Below are 19,100 nucleotides of genomic sequence, written 5' to 3'. Positions count from 1 at the left end.
GATTCGCTGAATTTCAGTTGCCCGACGTCCGGCGACATCCGCAAAGCTTTATGGGTCTCGAACGTCAAGCCAGGATGCTCCATCTAGCAAAAAAAGAGATAGCCAAACCGAATTTGGCTATCTCTCGCGATACTAAACCGTGAAATGAATCAGAATTCTGATTCGATCACTTCCTTTGCCGCCCGAGTTCCGAGTGCTCCCCAGAGCCCGTATGGGCTTTGCGCACCGGCCAAGTTCGGGTTGGACGTGTGGCCGCTGAACGACGCCACGACGGCGTTATCGCTCAAGTCACCGGTTTCGATACTGTCGGTGATGAATTTGACCGCACCGTCACCCATCAAAACGTGAGCTCCGCCCTGGTGGCGACTGCCTACCGTTGAGATGAAGTAATCGTTCCCGTCGCTCGATCCTCGGGAACAGTTCGCACTGTTCGGTGGCAAGATCGTTTGGACCGCTGTGTACGTCAAACGACCATCGGCCCAACGACAACCACGCGAGTTCAAAGGGTTCGTCTCAACGCTGGCCCCTGACGTGTAGAACGATGGGCGGGCGGCGTCGATGTGGGCTCCCTGTTTGCAACGGATAGGTTCTCCGGCACCGTCCCAACTTCCGTCACCTCGCATCGAAACGTTGCGAACCCAGTCCGCACGCGTTTCACGTGCGCCGAGCGACGTGCAGATTTCGCCACCGGCGATCGTGTTGGACAATCCATCGAGGCAATCACGGAATCCAACTCGATGCCGGCTCCAGAAGAATCCCCGGTATGACGCACGGGCACGCAGAGTCATGTCACCGTCACTGTTACGCGAGTAGTTTGATGGTTGCTGATACGCTCCTACTTCGTTGCGTCCTCCGTAGTAACATGAGTCGATCGTGTCACCCAACGATGCCGCATAATTCGTCCGTCCGGTCGCAACACCAGGAAGGTTTGCGGGGTCACTCGGGCAGCGATACGACGAAACTTGAGTCGCCCAAGGAACGTAACGTGACTCCCACGGCACGGGGCCCATCGATGGCCAGGTCCCGTTCAGCGTGGCAGTCGACATGGTCGTGCCCGGCGTGGTTTCCTGGCTCGGATTGGAAATGTGCTCCCACAACGCTTGTTGTTCAACAAACGGAAGGATCGGAACCAACCAACTTAGGAAACGACGATTGCTGTTTACCGAAACGTCGCCATTGGACGCACGATCCGTTCCGGTGTGGTTGGTTGGTAACTGATTGTAGGCGCTGTGGTAATTGTGGATCGCCAATCCGATTTGCTTGAAATTATTACTGCAACTCATCCGACGTGCGGCTTCACGTGCCGCTTGAACAGCCGGCAACAGGAGGCCAACCAACACTCCGATAATCGCGATCACGACGAGCAATTCAACCAGCGTGAACGCGCGTCTTTTTCGAACATTTAGCATGATACACTCACAAAACTAGAAACTTAAACAGAAAAGAATCACTAAAAAACACACCCAAACAGGCGTGAGAACTTCGCCGAACGCCAGCGAAGTTACATACAAAAGCCGAACACGATGCCCCACCAGAGAAATCAAATTCCGTCCGCCGGCGTGTTCATGGCAGCTTCGTAATCTTCGCGGGCCGTCTGATCGAACGACGACTGGTCGATCACCTCGTTTTGTGGCTCCGAGCATCCCGTCACCCCTAGACCGGCAAACGCAACCAACGAAACGAAAACGGCAAATACAATGCGTTTGGGCATCAATCAAAACCTTTGCGATACTAGAAATGAAACAGGGGCAAGCGAAACAAGGTGTAGGAAAAGCCCGCTGAAGTATGTGGGTGGAAATAGCCTGGTCTTTTCGAATCTTTCGGGCTCAAATTACGTTTTTTCTATTTTTCGATAACGTTCGCTTTTCGTGAAAGATTTCGCCTCCTCACGCTATCAATAGGATGCCATGGCTAGAGACACCCCTCCCGAAAAGATCGAACTCACCACCGAGTGGGTGCTACGACTCACCGAGGCGCAGCCACGTCTGCTCAGTTTTTTGCTGAAACGATTGGGCAACCCGGACCACGCTCACGAAGTCCTGCAGGAGGTCAATCTGGTTATCTGTCGCGACGCCAATAAGTTTGACGAAGGAACAGATTTCATGGCCTGGGCTTTCACGATCGCCCGCTATCAAACCATGGCATTTCGCAAACGGCAGTCACGCGATCGATTGGTTTTCCCCGCCGACCTCGCCGCGTCTCTGGATCGCTTGGATTCGGAAATGTTCACCAACGAAGTCTGCCGCCTCCGCGAGACCGCACTTCAAGAGTGCTTAGTGAGCCTGATGCCCGTGCAACGCAAACTGGTCATTCAACGTTACGCGGAGTCGCTCTCGGTGAAGGCGATCGCCGGCGAACTGGATAAATCAGCCAACGCCGTCAGCCTGATGCTGCACCGCGTTCGAGAAAAACTGCTGACCTGTGTCGAATCAAAACTTTCCACCGAGCCCCCACGATGAATACGCGTCCACAACACTCGGACGATTTTCAACGTCTCAACGAGTTGCTGCCGCGTTTCGTCGAATCCCGGCTAGACACCAACGAAGAGCAGGAACTCGCAACGATCCTGCAACGTTCGCCCGAGACACAGTCTCATTATCTAGCGTATCTGCAACTTCACGCTGAACTCACGCAAGCCTGGGGAGCCGTTGATGAGAATGCGATCAACCATTTGAGCGAACGCCTGCCTGGTCCGGGTCCACGCGAGACAAGACAACCTGAACGACCAACCGAAACTAAATCGACTCCGAGGATCTCACCGATCTTCTCCGGTGGAACGTTTGGCTTACAAAACCTCGTGGCTTTTCTCGTGCTGGTCATCGGCGGGCTCTCGGCTGGACTCTGGGTTTCGCTCTCACGCAGTGGTGAGAAAGGGGCCGACGTCGCACTCCTCCCGCACGAAGACTCTCGCGATGATCAGCTCGCCGACGCCGTGCCGCCCTCGCCTAACACGCTCACTAGCGACGATCAGCCTACCGAGACACAGGCAGAGCTTTTTGTCAGCGGTTATGGCAAAGACGAATTATTGCCGATCGCGGCCGTTGTCGTACGATTGGATGGAAACGTCAGTCCGAATCTCGCTGTCGGCCGTCGGCTCACGGCGGGGACGCTGACGTTGCCGCAAGGTTCGGTGCAGATGGAGTTCATGAGTGGCGCCGTCGTCGCCCTGGACGGTCCAGCCGAATTGCAGATTCACTCCAAAGAAGCAGCCACACTGATCTCGGGCGCGGTCAGTGCTCACGTGCCGAAACGGGCACAAGGATTCGTGATCAACGCCCCTCAAGCGGCAATCGTCGATCTCGGTACCGAATTCGGCGTCCGCGTGACTCCTTCAGGTGTCTCGGAAGTCGAGGTGCTCAGCGGCGAGGTTGAGCTTTCGCTAATCGGCGACGACGGAAACACGCTCTCCAGCCAACGCGTTCAAGAAGCCTCACGCGTCCGAGTGAATCGCGACGACGATGAACTGCAACAAGTCGCGTCCGGCGGGAAGGATCTTCCCATTATCTCGGGATACGATGACTCAGCGCTCGGGCTATCGTACGAATACGCCGCGCGAGTTCGCGACGATGAACCACTGGTTTACTGGCGTTTCGAAGAGAACAACGCCGAACGCGTTCGAAACGAAATGGGCGACGCTCACTTTGCTCGCTTAATCGGGCAAGGTGAATCGAACGAGAACATTCGCATCGAGAACGGCTACGTGCGCTTCCAACGCAGCGACGTCAAACGCTATCTGATGACCGACGACGCGTTGCAGTCGTTCAATGAGAATCCGTACTCGATCGAATTCTGGATGAAGCCCGATGATCTGCAGCACGCGACGTGCTTGGGCATTTTCCCCGAATCGAGGCGTGACCCGCGAATCTTCCTCAACGTCATTGAGATCGTCACGGACACTTTCATGATCCACGAACCCGGTGCCGTGCGTTTCCTCCACCGCACGCCACCCAACGGCGAATACGAAATCGGTAAAAACGCGTTCTCACCAGGAATGTGCGTCCCCGGACAGTGGCACCACGTCGTCGCGGTCAAAACCTTTGACGCGATGGAGATTCACATCAATGGCCAGAAAGTGCGTCAGGTCGTCTTACCCGAAGGCAGCGTGAACAGCGAGGGTGACTTCCAAATCGTGGTCGGACAACTGACCGCGAACGAAGCCTGGCGACAGTTCTCAGGAGCGATGGATGAGTTTGCCGTTTACGGGCGTGCTCTGACGCCTGAAGAAATTGCGGAGCACTACCGGTTGATAAATTCGATCGATTGAGTTTCTAACCATGACACACCACGAACGTACTGTTCAGACCTGTGTCACGGTTTGGCTCTGCGTTAACGCTTGGCTCTGTGTCACCGCTGTTGAACCGAACGACGCCGCAGACTATTCATCGCCGAGTGCAGCGTCGTAGAACTTGATCAAGTCTTTTCGCAATTTGATCAACGACGGCTCGTGGACGTACATCATGTGACCGGCGTGATAGAACCCCATTTCGAAATTGCTTCGCAACTCCGCCGGCAATCCCAGATGATCACGGGTGTGTTCCATCGCAAACGAAGGGGTTGCCAGATCATAGTACCCACATGCGGCGTAGACCCGCAGGTACGGATTGTCGGTCATCGCTTTACGGAGAGTGGCCGACGCATCGACGAAACGGTTGGCGAATTCGCTGTAGTCCCACGGGTGTACTTTCGAGGTCAAAATTTCGTACACGCGGTCTTCGTTGACTTCCAATTCGTCTCGCAGGTATTGGTTCATCGCTGACGTAAACGGACCGAACACGGCCGAGGCACTCGGGTCATGCTCCGCCGATTCACCGACATGATCGCTGTCGATTCCCGTATAGCGACCATCGAAACGCCCGATAACGCGGCGACGCGAACGCAGCAACTCCTTGCCGAACTGCCCCATGTTGACTCGCAGGTTGGCGCGGTCGATGTAGTCCGATGACAACCCGGTCAATTCTGACATGCGAGCCGTCACCAGTTTACGTTGTTCGTCCGGCAGCGAATCGCCGGCAAGCAACGCTTGCATGTACGGACCCTTTGCAAACTGCTCTGCCTCTTCGACAACCTTCTCGACGGTTTGCGATTGCAGGTGTTCGGGCAACGCGTCGTGATACCAGGCCGTCGCCGAGAACGAAGGCAGGAAGAGCGTATAGGCAATGTCGTTGTTCCCCGCCGCTCGCAGGGTTTGGAAATCAACCACGGCCGAAACCAACACGATACCGTTGAGGTACATGTGATAGCGGTTCTGTAGCTCTCCGCTGAGTCCGGCCGCTCTTAATCCACCGTAGCTTTCGCCCAGCAAGAATTTCGGCGACGCCCAACGCCCGAATTTGGTCGTGTAATCGTGAATGAATTTACCGATGCTGCGAAGGTCTTCGTCGTATCCATGAAATTGATTCTTGTTCTGCCCCTTCGCCGGACGGCTGAAACCGGTGCTAACGGGATCGATAAATACGAGATCGGTCTTATCGAGCAATGAGAATTCGTTGGCGATCAATTCGTGAGGTGGGCGAATCGGTTTGGCATCATCATTGAGTTTGATACGCCGTGGACCGAGCATCCCCAAATGCAGCCAAACCGAAGACGATCCCGGTCCACCGTTGAAGCAGTAAGTGACGGGACGCTTGGACGCATCGGCATCGTCGAGGCTGTACGCGACATAGAATACGTGTGCCTTTTCTTCACCGCCGTCATCCTTCATCACCATCTTGCCCGCCGTCGCGGTGTACGCCACGTCTTTGCCGTCGATTTTGACCGTGCCGTGAGTCACCGATGGCTCCGAAACGTCACTCTCGTCGGCGTCCTTCTCGCCTCCTTCTTTGGTTTCCGCTTTCTCTGACGCCTTCTTAGATTGCGCGAGAGCGGGAGAACCGTTTCCAAGTACGAAGATCGAGGCAAATCCGACGAACAGGATTAACGTGAGGGTGCGGCGCATGACATTCTTTTCGAGGGGAAGCGACCGAGACATCTGCATCTCGGTACCGAAGCAGGTGCAATTGTAGCTCAACAATTTGGCTTGACATCCGCCGGGTCGGATATCAAACGCCTCGAAAAACGCTACCGCCTCGACAAGGATATTTTCGGATCCCATACCGTGATGGCATCGCCCGTTCACCACGCCGCTTTCACTCGCCTCAGAAACGAGCCCGGTTGTCACATGGAACGTTCGTGTCCCCCTTTTCGTGCGCGTCGGCGACCCTGGCAGAAAGAGTGCGCACACCGGCCGAACGGGACGACAAAATCGACGTGAGAAAAACAAGTCAGACCGACTCAGAGACCAGCACGACAGAAGAGCGAGCCCCGGCAGATACGCGTAAGAATTTTTTAAGAGCGAACATGTCAGCACTGCGAGAACGCCGGTACGACGTCCCGGTCCCGTTCAGTGCCCGCCGAACCGATCAGGTAAAATCGCCTTTTTCATTACCTTCTTCGTCGTACCGAATAAATGCAAAGTAAACGAACGAAACCGGCAGGCATGGCAAAAGCAACAGGTAGTACCACGAGCCAAAAATTGCGATCGCCAACGTCATCGCAACGAAGCCGATCCAAACGAATTTGGTGTCGCGCCACAAACCTTTGAATTGTTCCATTGTTTCTCTCGAGGTGCCCAACGATGAGGTGAAGGGACTGCGTGCAGTGAGGAAGGGCACGCTCGATCCCGTCGCCGGAACCTGAGTATACGCCAAATCGCCATTTCCCCATACAGCCAACGCGTCGCCACGGTGTCGACACCGTGCCCCAGCGACTCGCGGAATCGCGTGCTCAATAGACGATGCGAATCGTGTCTGACCGGACCATACCAATACGCCGACGCAAACAAACAGACTCACGTCCACTGTTCGCGAATCGCCGCGAGCTTGCGTTTTACCGTCGCGGGGCTGCATTCGACCGCCTCCGCGATTTCGTTGGTTTCGTATCCCTGCAGCCTCAAAGATGCGATTTGCCGAAGCAACGCGTTGGGTAATTCCCCCAACCGAGTCTCGCACAGAGCGAGCAGTTCGTCGATCAGTTCCGGGACCTCCTCGTCCGCAGTGATTTGCGACAATCCCGGCGACGCATTTGTCGGTTCGCTCGGATTGATGAACACCGATTCACCTCGCACCAAGCCGCCGCCTCGTTTCTTTGCGTAATATTGTCGCAGGCGTGTTGAGGCCTTGCGAACGGTGAACGTCGCCAACAGTTTCCAGAGTTCGCTGCCGTTTTGCGGTCGCATGCGTCCGTCTCGCGCCGCACGGAAAAAGCTGTTCATCGCGCTGACCACAACATCTTCCTCGTCGCTGTCGCGGCACGGCATCCCGTCGAGCTTTCGCCGCGCGTACGCCTGAAGCCTTGGTGCATAGGCATCCCAGATCTTAGCCGCAGCGACTTGATCGCCCGCTTCGAGTTGGCGGATCCAATCGATGGTCTCGTCTTCGATTGAAATACAAGGATTCGATTTTTCGAGTTCAACAGACATGCGAAATTTCCATTGGCGAACGAATGACAGAGAGGAGAACAGGCGAGTCCGTCTGCTCGGCGGAAATCGAACTGAGAAACCTCAGTATTTGGAGAGCGAAACTCGCCAAGAGCGGCGTCAGATGCCGTGCCGTCGGTGACCTTCCCGACTTAGCGACCTTGCTTCCGCGCCCCAACATGTCGATTGGGGCGCGGTCGCGATTAGCATCTCCGGCACGGCCACCTATTGTCGGGGCGGGGCGGAGTAGAAATGGTTCTGAGTGTGCACTCCGCCGAGCCCATTGCTCGTGTGACTCTGTAGATTCCCATGTTCCTGTCCGGTCACGCTGTTATTCCAAACCATGCCGCTCTTGACGCCGATTTGCCGCCCCCATTGGTCGTAGACGGGTCGGACCACATAACGCTGAGTTCCGTTGAAACGACTCCCGTTTCGATTCCAGTCGAACGCGCTGTCGTTGATTTGCGTGTTGTGAGTGTGGATTCCCCCGGTTGCCGGGTTGAAACCTGAGATTTGATTCGGCGTCACGAATCCACCGTGGAAACGGTGGAAGTGGGGGTAGTCGGCCTTCGCGGTCCCTGCGAAACAAACAGCACCGGCGATCAAAATGGCAAGCAACTTCATGATTGAATCCTTTTCGTGAAAGGTGGGTGGAGTCGTCGGCACAAGAAGGTGGGGCCGATCTATTCACTACATGGGATTTCGCCATCCCGGCGGCTCACGAAAGTCAAAAATTTTTCGTGTGAATCCGCCGTCGCGATCGTCCTCGCGGCGCGCCGACCGTGAGGCTCCTCCAGTTTCGTTCGCACCACAGCGCCGACCAACGTGACAGTTCCCGCTCTCCTCGCCCTATAAAGTCGGCGAAACCATCCTTGCAAAACTTCCGCAGGTGAAGACACCACTCGGACCGCGCCGCCCTACGGCAACGGTCGTATGGCATCCTCGCGTGATGACATCATTGAGTCTTCGTGGGAGTCAATCGGGCCATAGATATTGCCCGACTGTCAAACCTCTCCGAGGCATGCGAGGAGAATGTGAAGATGCAATTAAGCTTGGTCAAATGCAGCCGTATCACGGAGTTAAGTAATTGCAACGAAAAAGGATCGCTGTTGATAATGCCGCCTTAGCATCACCCCCCAGTGCGGAGCAAACCAACATGTCCAAAGCAACCTCGCCACTCCTACTCGCATGCATGGCGGCTCTGTTCGTCGGCTGCAGTTCATCGAACACCTCGACCGATCCCGATGGATCCGGCGATATGCCGGCATCGACCGAAAACGTCAAACTGACCGGTTCCGGCGCGAGTTTCCCTTACCCGCTCTACGACCGTTGGTTCAAAGAATACAGCGAGAGCACCGATGGCGTAAAAATCGATTACCAGGCCAAAGGTAGCGGTGCGGGCATCAAAGACTTCATCAACGGCACCACCGACTTCGGCGCCAGCGACGCGGCAATGAAGGACGACGAAATTGCCCAGGTCGACAAGGGCGTTCAACTGTTGCCAATGACCGCCGGCGAAGTCGTGTTGGCATACAACCTCGAAGGCGTTGACGGACTGAAACTCTCACGCGAAGCCTACGTCGGAATCTTGCTCGGCAAAATCACGAAGTGGAATGATCCCGCGATCGTGAAAACGAACGAAGGCATCGATCTTCCTGAGATGGACATCACCGTTGCCCGTCGTGCCGACAGCAGCGGAACTACCTACGTGTTCACTCAACACCTCAGCACGATCAGCGAAGAGTGGAAGAACGGTCCGGGTACCGGGAAGACGGTGGTTTGGCCGAACAGCGACAAGTTCATCGCCGCACCTAAGAACGACGGCGTCACCGCAACGATCAAACAAACCCCAGGTGCGATCGGATACATCGAGTACGGCTATGCCAAGTTGACCAAGATCCCAATGGTCAGCCTCGAAAACCAATCGGGCAAGTTCATCCAACCGTCGCTCGAGAGCGGTCAGGCTGCCTTGGCCAACGTCAAGATGCCTGAAGACCTTCGAGCCTGGTTGCCCGATCCCGAAGGCGAAGACGCCTACCCAATCGTTTCTTACACATGGTTGCTGTGCTACAAGAAGTACGACGATCCGAAGAAGGCCGAAGTCCTCAAGAACGCCGTGCGTTATTGCTTGACCGAAGGCCAAAAGATCAGCGACGAAATGGGATACGTGCCGCTTCCTGAAAACGTCGTCGAAAAAGTGACCGCTGCGTTGGATAACATTCAGTAGTTGATTGTCTCCCCACGACGCTCGCCACGCTACGCGATAAAACGGTTTATTAATGGCTATTACTTTGGAGGGTGATGTTCCGACCGATTCGGTTGCATCACCTCCTTCGAGTCTCGACGTTGCGGGCGACCGTACCTTCCGGGGAATGACGTACATGTTCTCCTGGATGACCATTTTCCTGGTCTTGTACATTCTGTATGAGATCGCCGGAAAAGCGGCGCCCGCGGTCAAAGAGTATGGCGTCGGATTCATCACCGGCACGACCTGGGATGCCAACCGTGGCGAGTTTGGCGTGTTTCCGGAAATTTGGGGCACACTCTACAGCGCCATATTGGCGTTGATGATCGGCGGCTTCTTTGGCGTCTCGATCGCCATCTTTCTCACCCAAGACTTTCTGTCTCCCAAGTTGGAGTTGGTGTTTAAGAACATTGTCGAGTTGTTGGCCGCGATCCCCAGCGTGGTCTACGGATTGTGGGGCATCTATGTCGTCATCCCGGCGATTCGCCCCACGGCGAACTGGATTCACGAACACCTCGGTTGGATCCCATTCTTTGAAACATCATTGAGCGGTCCGGGCATGCTGCCCGCAGCGATGGTGTTGTCGATCATGGTACTGCCGACGATCTCGGCGGTGTCGCGCGATGCGATCAGTTCGGTGCCGCACAAACTCAAAGAGGCTGCGTTCGGATTGGGAGCAACCCGATGGGAGGCGATCGTCGGGGTGATCATTCCGACCTCCGCAACGGGCATCTTTGGTGCACTCGTGCTCGGTTTCGGCCGAGCGTTGGGCGAGACGATGGCATTAGCGATGTTGGTCGGCAATTCGAACCAAGTCAGCCTCTCGCTTTTTTCGCCCGCAAACACGCTGGCTGCTCTGCTGGCGAATAACTTTCCCGAAGCCGGCAAGCAAGAAGAGGGCGTGTTGATGTACGCCGCATTGATCCTGATGGCGATCACGTTGCTGGTCAATCTCTTGGGAACCGCAATCATGAATCGCGCCTCACGTCGTCTATCGGGAGTCGCGCGATGAACGATGAAATTGAAATCTCCGAATCGTTCGCGGACGTTGACTTCCCACGTTTGGAACGATCGCTTCGGCACCCGCGAACGCTACTCAGTGCATTCCTGAGTTTGATGACGGGAGTTGTAACCGTTGTCGCCTGTATCCCGTTGTTCTCAGTATTGTTCATGCTGATCTACCGCGGCGGTAAACGATTGAGCCTCAGCCTGCTGACCGAAACGCCACCATCGGCGTTCGAAAGCGGTGGCGGATTTGGCAACGCGATCGTCGGCACACTCACGATGGTCGGAATCGCGGCGTTGATTGCGGTCCCGTTTGGAATCCTGGCGGCCGTGTTCCTGGCCGAGTTTGGTCCGAAGAGTAAAACAGCATCCGCGGTACGGTTCTGCGCCAAACTGCTTACCGGCTTCCCTTCGATTCTTGCGGGCGTGTTCGCCTATGCCGCGGTCGTCTTGTTGACGGGAACCTACTCCGCACCCGCCGGAGGAATCGCCCTCTCGATCTTGATGTTACCGATCGTCATGTTGACGGCTGAAGAGTCGATCAAGATGGTGCCGCAAAAGATGAAAGAAGCGGCGATCGGAATGGGGGCAACTCAAACTCAGGTCGTCTGGCGAGTGATCTTGCCGACGGCGATGCCGGGCATGTTAACCGGCGTCATGTTGGCGGTCGCGAGAGCCGCCGGCGAAACAGCGCCTCTGCTATTCACGGCCTTGAATAGCAACTACTGGATCGTGCAGGACGGAAGTCTCGCATTGATGGAACCGACCGCATCCCTGGCCGTCCTCATCTTCAACTTTTCCGGTGTCCCGTTCGAAAGCCAGATCGAACTGGCGTGGGCCGCCGCTTTGGTTTTGGTGCTTATCGTCCTGGTCATCAACATTGTTGGTCAGGTGCTTTCACGCAAACGAGTAACGAGATAGTAAAACCTATGGCTACAGCAAACGTATTGAACTGCGAAAGCACCGCGACGATCGAATCCAATGGGAAGAACATCGTCATCGACTGCAAAATCAAAAACCTTTACTACGGCAAGTTCCGTGCGGTCCGGGACAGTCATATTCCGGTCGAACAAGGACAGATCACCGCGTTCATCGGCCCATCGGGATGTGGCAAGAGCACAGCGCTTCGCTGCCTCAATCGCATGAACGACCTGGTGCGTGGCTTCCGATTCGAAGGACATGTGCATTTCCGCGGCAAGGACATCTATCATCGCAACGTCGATCCCGTCGCGGTTCGCCGCTACATCGGAATGGTGTTCCAACAACCCAACCCGTTCGCGATGAGCATCTACAACAACGTCGCCTTCGGACTCCGTCTGAACCGTGTGAAAGACGACATACCCGAACGGGTCGAGAACGCGTTGCGTGGCGCCGCGCTCTGGGACGAAGTCAAAGACAAATTGAAGAACAGCGGCCTGTCACTGTCCGGTGGACAACAACAGCGTCTCTGCATCGCACGTGCGATCGCGACCGAACCGTCGGTATTGCTGATGGACGAACCCTGCTCGGCCCTCGACCCGATCGCGACCCGTCGCATCGAGGAACTGATGACCGAACTCAAAGAGAAATACACGATTGCCGTCGTGACCCACAACTTGCAACAAGCCCAACGGGTCGCCGACAAAACGGCATTCATGTACGTCGACACCACCGAAGGCGCCCGCACCGGCTACCTCGTCGAATACGAAGACACCAACCAACTCTTCGCGGACCCGAAAGAGGAATACACCAAACAATACATCCGAGGCGAATTCAGCTAACCGAGATCGCCTCGCCAAATAGCACAGGACTCACAATAAGCTGCGACTTCGCTTCTGCTCGATCCATTTCACATCGCATTATCTGAAGTCAGCTGGCGTGGAGTTGAACCACCGAGAACACGGAGTGCACAGAGAAAGCACCCTGAGTTCTTCAATGAGTTTGGTTTGATTGAGGTAATTTCAAAATCGCTCGAAGGTGCAGCATGGAATTCGCGAGGTCAACTCGCACATCGTCAACCTCTCTGTGTCCTCAGTGATCTCTGTGGCAAAAGCCAGTCCCCGCGTCGAGCACGCTCCAGCGAAGTTCCCGTAGAATCTCGCCACAGAGGGCACAAAGTTCACAGAGAAAGCAGCCTGAGTGCTTCGATGCGTTTGCATTGATTGAGGTGATTTCAAAATCGCTCAAACGCGTCATTATGAAATTCCGCGACCAATCCGCGATTCACCAATCTCTCGGTGTCCTCGGTGATCTCTGTGGCAAAAACCAGACCCCGCGTCGAGCGTGCTCCAGCGGATCGCCCGTGAAATCTTGCCACAGAGTTCACAGAGAAAGCAGCCTGAGTGCTTCGGTGCGTTTGGATTGATTGAGGTGATTTCAAAATCGCACAAACGCGCAACTAGAAAATTCCGCGACCAATTCGCGAGCCACCAACCTCTCGGTGTCCTCGGTGATCTCTGTGGCCCCCCCCCGCGTCGAGCACGCTCCAGCGAAGTGCCCGTGGAATCTCGCCACAGAGGGCACAGAGTTCACAGAGAAAGCAGCCTGAGTGCGTCGATGCATTTGATTTGATTGAGGTAATTTCAAAATCGCTCAAAAATCGCTCAAAGGTGCAGCATGGAATTCGCGAGGTCAACTCGCACATCGTCAACCTCTCTGTGTCCTCAGTGATCTCTGTGGCAAAAACCAGCCCCGCGTCGAGCACGCTCCAGCGAAGTGCCCGTGGAATCTTGCCACAGAGGGCACGGAGTTCACAGAGAAAGCAGCCTGAGTGTGTCGATGCATTTGATTTGAATGAGCTGATTTCAAAATCGCTCAAGGGTGCAGCATGGAATTCGCGAGGTCAACTCGCACATCATCAACCTCTCGGTGTCCTCAGTGATCTCTGTGGCAAAAACCCAGCCCCCGCGTCGCGCAAGCTCCAGCGAAACGCCCGTGGGATCTTGCCACAGAGGGCACAGAGTTCACAGAGAAAGCAGCCTGAGTGCGTCGATGCGGTTGAATTGAATGAGGTGATTTCAAAATCGCTCAAAGGTGCAGCATGGAATTCGCGAGGTCAACTCGCACATCATCAACCTCTCTGTGTCCTCAGTGATCTCTGTGGCAAAAACCTGCCCACCCGTCGAGCACGCTCCAGCAAAACGCCCGTGGGATCTTGCCACAGAGGACACGGAACTCACAGAGAAATGCGTTTGACGCCGTCAATGAGTTTTGCCTGACTGAAATTGATAAGCAAACCGCGTTTCAAACCCGTTGATTTAAGATACGAAAGGGTTTGTGCGATTGCGACATTTGGAAGCTTAGCGACCGCTTTCAGTTCGACAACAATTTCGCCCTCAACTAGAACGTCGAGCTTTTGCCCCTTGATGACACGTTCCTTGTAGATCACGTCTACCTCCTTTTGACGTTCGCAAGCAACACCGCGTAACTGCAACTCATGACACAAGGCTTCCTCATAGATTGATTCCAAAAGCCCAGGCCCCAAAATGCGATGTACCTCGATCGCGGCCCCAATGACCTTCTCCGTCAGTTCATCTCTCGCCATCGTCTCGGTGTCCTCATTGATCTCTGTGGCTGCACAACATCCACTCGAAGTATACCGTAGCCAGCGTCGAGCACGCACGAAGTCGCCCTCGGTGTTCTGACAGCCTGCTTCTCGATGGCCGGTTACTTGATCAAAACTCTCGTAGCAGCAACGACATCATCTATCCGCGTTTCTTCGAGCGTTTGAAAGTCGATCACATCTGGTTCTCGGTTCGTAGCATGGGGAACGCGGATCGAATGTGTAGCGGGGTAGTGTGGCTGGGCCCGGCGGTCTTTTGGACTTCACACGGCCCGTCGCTGTTGCGGTATGCTCGTGCTATGAACGTTCGCTCCTCCCATTCGGATTCGCGTACCGCTCGGTTCGCGTTCGCTGCCACCTCAGCACTCGCCTCGGGTTTGTTCTCGCGTGGCCGGCAATGGCTCTTTCTTGCCCTCCTGACGTGCCTGCTGATTGTCGTCGGCGTGCTGACGTACTCCTCGGTCGAGTCGGCGGTGAAAACGAATCTCGCCGAACAACTCCGGACGATCCTCAACGCGGATGTCGCGGCGATGGAATTTTGGCTGTCCGCACAGCGGGCCAACGCCATGGTGCTGGCCAACGATGAACGCGTCAGGGACGAGATCCAGGCACTCGATTCCATTGCGAATCAAAGTGAGGGGGCTTCCAAGACCGCAGGGTTAGTTTCTTCACGGGAACTGAAAGGAGTTCGTGAGAAAATTGACGACTGGTTGGAAACACACAAAGTCCCAGGCTTCCTCCTGATCCGTAGAGACGGATTGATTTTGGCCGGCGATAACGACTATGGCATTGGCGACCCTGACCTGGCGCAGCCATTCATGCCGATCCTCGAGCCGATCTTTGACGGCGAGACTCTCGTTATCCCGCCCTTGAAAAGCAAACTTGTGTTGCCGGATATCGATGGAACGCAACGTGCCGGAATTCCCGTCATGTTTATCGCCGCGCCTGTTACGTCTGATGATGGAAAGACGATCGCCGCCCTTTGCCTGCGAGTTCGTCCCGAAGAAGAGTTCACCAAAATATTGAGTGTGGCACGAGCGGGCGAAACCGGCGAAACCTACGCCTTCAACCGCGACGGCGTCCTGCTCACGAATAGTCGATTTGACGAAGAGCTCAAAGACTTTGGGTTGCTGACCGACGATGACAAAACGCGTTCGCTTCTGAACATCGAACTGCGTGATCCCGGTGTCGACATGACGCGGGGGCTGCGTCCCACATTGCGTCGGTCCAGCCAACCATTGACTCGGATGGCGGTCTCTGCAATCGCGGGCGAAAGCGGCGTCGATGTTGACTCGTACCGTGATTACCGTGGCGTTCCCGTGGTGGGTGCATGGACGTGGCTCCCCGAATACGCCATTGGTGTTGTCACGGAAGTCGATGCGGCGGAGGCATTCCGACCGCTCAATGCGTTACGCCGTGCCTTCGCGGTATTGGCAGGCTTCCTCCTCCTGACGACGATCGCTTTGGCAGCTCTCGCGATGTACGCGTCCCGGTTGGAACTGACCGCTCGACGGTCCGCGATCGAAGCCCGGCGATTGGGACAATACGCGTTGGACGACAAACTCGGCGCCGGTGGCATGGGCGTTGTTTACCGTGCCCATCACAACATGCTCCACCGTCCGACGGCAGTGAAACTGCTGCATGCCGAAAACACGAACGAACAAGCGATCGCCAGATTTGAACGCGAAGTTCAATTAACCAGCCATCTAACCCACCCCAACACGATCGCGATTTACGACTACGGACGCACGCCCGAAGGAGTGTTCTACTACGCGATGGAATATCTCGACGGAATTTCATTGGACGATGTCGTGTCGCGTTTTGGTCGCCTACCTCAGGAGCGAGTCGTCCACATTCTGCAGCAGCTCTGCGGTTCGCTCTCAGAGGCACACGCGATGGGCCTGATCCATCGCGACGTGAAGCCCGCGAACATCATGTTGACCAAGTGCGGCGGAATGCGAGATTTCGTCAAACTGCTGGACTTCGGCTTGGTCAAATCGCAAGAGGTTCAACGCGAGGTCACGTTAGCCGGTTCGCTGATCGGAACGCCGCTGTACATGTCGCCCGAAGCAATCGCACGCAAAGAGCAAGACGGACGCAGCGACCTGTACGCCGTTGGCGCGGTCGGTTACTACTTGCTCACCGGCGGACCTGTTTTCAATGGGAACACGATTCTCGAACTTTGCAGGCAACACACCGAGCAGACACCGACATCGCCATCGCAACGCGCAGGCGTGGTCGTCAACCACGACGTCGAACAGTTGATCATGCAATGTCTTGCCAAGCGACCGGAAGATCGGCCGGCCACCGCTGAAGTGCTGGAAGATCAATTCGCGGCCTGCACCGTCGCAGCCACCTGGACTCGCGAATCCGCAAAGCAGTGGTGGGATGAGAACCTGTCGGGTGAAACGCCCAGCCCCAACGACCTCCCCCAAACACTCGCCCCGAGTCCGCAGAGCCTTCAGAAAACCGCCGCACTTATGGAAACGGTCGAACACGTTCCCGACGAAGAATCGTAACCAGACCCGACCGCGACAAAATTTCTCCAGAAAAGCGATCACCCATCGAACGGGTTGCTCACGCTCTCTCAAAGTCGATCAACGTTTTGGGTTCAATCGCGACACGCAGCGCGTTGAGAACGGCGACAACGTCGATCACTTCTTGGCAGATCGCACCCGCGACCGGTGGCAGATAGCCCGCTGACGCGAATCCCATTCCTACCAAACTCAACGCCATTCCCCCGATCGCACTCTGCAACGCGATACGCCGCATGCGACGACTGATGTGCAGGAACTCGTCAATCTTTTGCAGTGAGCTGTCGAGAACGACCACATCAGCCGCCTCGGTCGTCACGTCGCTGTTTTGTCCAAACGCAACACCGACGGTGGCCGCCATGAGTGCGGGGGCGTCGTTGATTCCGTCGCCTACAAAGATCGTATTTGCCTTCGCCGTCTCTTCGTTGACGATATCCAGTTTCTGCTCGGGACTCTGGCTCGCGTAGACCTCCAGAATGCCAACTTGCTCGGCCAAATACGTGACTTCCGATTCGCGATCTCCAGACACCAGCAACGTGCGGCTCACTTGGTGTCTCGGTTCGAGATGCTTGATAAACGAAGCACCATCGGATCGAGGCGTGTCTCGAAACTGGTACGTCGCCGCGTACTCGTCATCGATCAGAATCACGCACTCCAACCCTCCAGATTGCGGTGGCAATCGATCGCTTACTGCGGGGTCGCGGGCGAGCAATTTCTTACGACTGGTGATCTCAATCTGATGACCAGCCACTCGCCCCGTCATTCCATGCCCGGGAGGTTCACTGACTTCCGTCACATCATGCTGTTCCGCACCGGCCTCTTTTCCCGCCAGCCTCATCGCGCTGGCCAACGGATGTTTCGAGTACCTTTCCAAACTACTCGCCAATGATAAAATGGTCTGCCGTTGGCTCTCGTCAATCACCGATTGTTTCACCAACTTGGGCTCGCCATACGTCAGCGTTCCGGTCTTATCGAAAATCAGCGTGCGGCATGTGTCCGCGTTCTCAAGCGATGCCGGATCACGAACGATAATCGCTCGTCGCGCCGCCAGCGAAATGGAACCGATAATCGTCACTGGAATCGCGATCAACAGCGGGCAGGGCGTTGCGACGACCATCACCGCCAAGAAACGCACCGGATCACCACTGGCGATCCAAGCCGCCGCACCGATGGCAACGGCCAGTGGCGTGTACCAGGCGCCGAGTTGATCGGCCATTCGCCGCATTTGCGGCTTCTGTTGTTCCGACGACCGCATCACCTCCATGATCTTCGCGTATCGTGAATCGATCGCAAGTTTGTCGGCTCTGACCACCAACGCCGAATCACCATTAATTGCCCCCGACAACACCGCGGCCCCTGGTGCCTTCGACATCATGTAGGGTTCGCCGGTCAGGTACGACTCATCCATCACCCCGTGACCTTCCGTCACGATCCCGTCGATGGGACACGTCTCATGCGGGAACACCGCCACGAGATCACCGACGACGATATCGGCCAGGGCAACATCATCGACCGTAGCCCCGGACTTTCGGTGCGCCACTGAAGGCATCCGTTTGCTTAACGCCCGGAGCACCGACGAAGCGTTACTCACCGCATACGCCTCGAGAGCCTCACCGCCGGACAACATAAGGACAACTAACGCACCCGCGAGATATTCGTCGAGCATCGCGGAAACGACGATCGAAATCCCGGCTAATAAATCTGAGCCGAACTCGCGACGGAACAGCTTTCGCAACAGATCCCAAACGAGCGGCACGCCACCGAACAGCAGCACACACCATAACGGAACATTCCACGCCGTCTCGTCCGTGATGATCCAAAATCGCATGACCAGATGCACGGTGATCATGACTACGGTGAAGACCGCAATCAGCATCTCACGAGACTTCCACGACTGCGTGAGATCGGAACTCGTCGTGTTGGCGGCCAGGGGAATCCCCTTTGAAGTGAGATTGCAAGATCGTGTCAAATCAATCTTGCATCATACCGCGACCACAATCACCCGCCCACGCCGTAAAGCGTCGCACATCACCGATCACCGTGTCGCAAATCGTCGCACCAATCGGATTGGTCAGAAGGCGATGGAGGAGGAAGCATCCGGCGTAAACGAACATGTGCGGATCAGTGGCCGTGTTACCTACAACTAAACTTTGCCATCATTGGACATGCGAAATTGGCGAGTGCTAGAGTTCGCTAGATTGGCTGGGTCGATTCGGGAACTGGCTAGGCACGGAGTGCCGACACAATCACTGCCAGGGGTGCTAACCCCCGGCAGCCATGTCAATGACGCAGCTAGGCCTGGAGGGCCGATACACCCCTTAG

At 55.8% G+C, this 19,100-nt stretch carries 16 protein-coding genes; 8 read left to right on the top strand and 8 right to left on the bottom strand.

The annotated features are described in order from the left end of the window. Positions 1-149: 149 nt before the first annotated feature. The gene (locus FHS27_RS18835) at positions 150-1,409 is read right to left on the bottom strand and encodes a DUF1559 domain-containing protein (RefSeq protein ID WP_184306427.1); all 1,260 of its coding nucleotides are present in this window, start codon (positions 1,407-1,409) and stop codon (positions 150-152) included. A 131-nt stretch (positions 1,410-1,540) separates the two neighbouring features. Continuing rightward, entirely contained in the window at positions 1,541-1,711 is a 171-nt protein-coding gene (locus FHS27_RS18830; RefSeq protein ID WP_009099271.1) for a hypothetical protein, read from the bottom strand. A 196-nt stretch (positions 1,712-1,907) separates the two neighbouring features. On the opposite strand from FHS27_RS18830, the gene FHS27_RS18825 reads away from it, so the two are divergent. Beyond that, positions 1,908-2,459: a sigma-70 family RNA polymerase sigma factor gene (locus FHS27_RS18825; protein ID WP_184306426.1), complete on the top strand. Its 552-nt coding sequence runs from the start codon at positions 1,908-1,910 to the stop codon at positions 2,457-2,459. Next, positions 2,456-4,264, top strand: a complete 1,809-nt coding sequence (locus tag FHS27_RS18820) for a LamG-like jellyroll fold domain-containing protein (RefSeq protein ID WP_184306425.1) — start codon at positions 2,456-2,458, stop codon at positions 4,262-4,264. The genes FHS27_RS18825 and FHS27_RS18820 overlap by 4 nt, the downstream gene beginning before the upstream one ends. A 111-nt stretch (positions 4,265-4,375) precedes the next feature. Here the strand turns inward: FHS27_RS18820 and FHS27_RS18815 are convergent, their stop codons facing one another. From FHS27_RS18815 to FHS27_RS18800, 4 genes are all read right to left on the bottom strand, one after another. Further along, entirely contained in the window at positions 4,376-5,935 is a 1,560-nt protein-coding gene (locus tag FHS27_RS18815) for a S10 family peptidase (protein ID WP_246420149.1), read from the bottom strand. A 463-nt stretch (positions 5,936-6,398) separates the two neighbouring features. Beyond that, positions 6,399-6,590: a hypothetical protein gene (locus tag FHS27_RS18810; protein ID WP_009099256.1), complete on the bottom strand. Its 192-nt coding sequence runs from the start codon at positions 6,588-6,590 to the stop codon at positions 6,399-6,401. A 236-nt stretch (positions 6,591-6,826) separates the two neighbouring features. Beyond that, complete coding sequence (locus FHS27_RS18805) at positions 6,827-7,456, bottom strand: ECF-type sigma factor (RefSeq protein ID WP_184306423.1); 630 nt, start codon at positions 7,454-7,456, stop codon at positions 6,827-6,829. A gap of 222 nt (positions 7,457-7,678) precedes the next feature. After that, positions 7,679-8,077: a hypothetical protein gene (locus FHS27_RS18800; protein WP_184306422.1), complete on the bottom strand. Its 399-nt coding sequence runs from the start codon at positions 8,075-8,077 to the stop codon at positions 7,679-7,681. Between the two features lie 532 nt (positions 8,078-8,609). Between FHS27_RS18800 and pstS the strand changes: the two genes are divergently transcribed. The 4 genes from pstS to pstB are packed head-to-tail and all read left to right on the top strand — an operon-like array spanning position 8,610 to position 12,463. Further along, positions 8,610-9,680 (top strand): phosphate ABC transporter substrate-binding protein PstS, encoded by a 1,071-nt coding sequence (pstS, locus tag FHS27_RS18795; protein ID WP_184306421.1) that lies wholly within the window; start codon positions 8,610-8,612, stop codon positions 9,678-9,680. Between the two features lie 52 nt (positions 9,681-9,732). Then, positions 9,733-10,710, top strand: a complete 978-nt coding sequence (gene pstC / locus FHS27_RS18790) for a phosphate ABC transporter permease subunit PstC (protein ID WP_184306420.1) — start codon at positions 9,733-9,735, stop codon at positions 10,708-10,710. After that, the gene (gene pstA / locus FHS27_RS18785) at positions 10,707-11,624 is read left to right on the top strand and encodes a phosphate ABC transporter permease PstA (RefSeq protein WP_184306419.1); all 918 of its coding nucleotides are present in this window, start codon (positions 10,707-10,709) and stop codon (positions 11,622-11,624) included. The genes pstC and pstA overlap by 4 nt, the downstream gene beginning before the upstream one ends. An 8-nt stretch (positions 11,625-11,632) precedes the next feature. Beyond that, complete coding sequence (pstB, locus tag FHS27_RS18780) at positions 11,633-12,463, top strand: phosphate ABC transporter ATP-binding protein PstB (RefSeq protein WP_184306418.1); 831 nt, start codon at positions 11,633-11,635, stop codon at positions 12,461-12,463. 1,394 nt (positions 12,464-13,857) lie between these two features. On the opposite strand, the gene FHS27_RS18775 is transcribed toward pstB, so the two are convergent. Beyond that, positions 13,858-14,226, bottom strand: coding sequence for a GxxExxY protein (locus tag FHS27_RS18775; RefSeq protein WP_184306417.1), 369 nt, complete (start codon positions 14,224-14,226; stop codon positions 13,858-13,860). Between the two features lie 317 nt (positions 14,227-14,543). On the opposite strand from FHS27_RS18775, the gene FHS27_RS18770 reads away from it, so the two are divergent. Next, positions 14,544-16,763: a serine/threonine protein kinase gene (locus tag FHS27_RS18770; protein WP_184306416.1), complete on the top strand. Its 2,220-nt coding sequence runs from the start codon at positions 14,544-14,546 to the stop codon at positions 16,761-16,763. 58 nt (positions 16,764-16,821) lie between these two features. On the opposite strand, the gene FHS27_RS18765 is transcribed toward FHS27_RS18770, so the two are convergent. After that, positions 16,822-18,654 carry a heavy metal translocating P-type ATPase gene (locus FHS27_RS18765; RefSeq protein ID WP_184306415.1) on the bottom strand — a complete coding sequence of 611 codons (1,833 nt, stop codon included), beginning with the start codon at positions 18,652-18,654 and terminating at the stop codon, positions 16,822-16,824. On the opposite strand from FHS27_RS18765, the gene FHS27_RS18760 reads away from it, so the two are divergent. Beyond that, positions 18,626-18,925 carry a hypothetical protein gene (locus tag FHS27_RS18760; RefSeq protein WP_221225226.1) on the top strand — a complete coding sequence of 100 codons (300 nt, stop codon included), beginning with the start codon at positions 18,626-18,628 and terminating at the stop codon, positions 18,923-18,925. The genes FHS27_RS18765 and FHS27_RS18760 overlap by 29 nt on opposite strands. Positions 18,926-19,100 lie beyond the last annotated feature (175 nt).

The sequence above is a fragment of the Aporhodopirellula rubra genome (assembly GCF_014192335.1).
Lineage (GTDB): Bacteria > Planctomycetota > Planctomycetia > Pirellulales > Pirellulaceae > Rhodopirellula > Rhodopirellula rubra.
The sequence above is the reverse complement of the archived record's forward strand: the minus strand, read 5'-3'. Positions and strand labels throughout refer to the sequence as shown.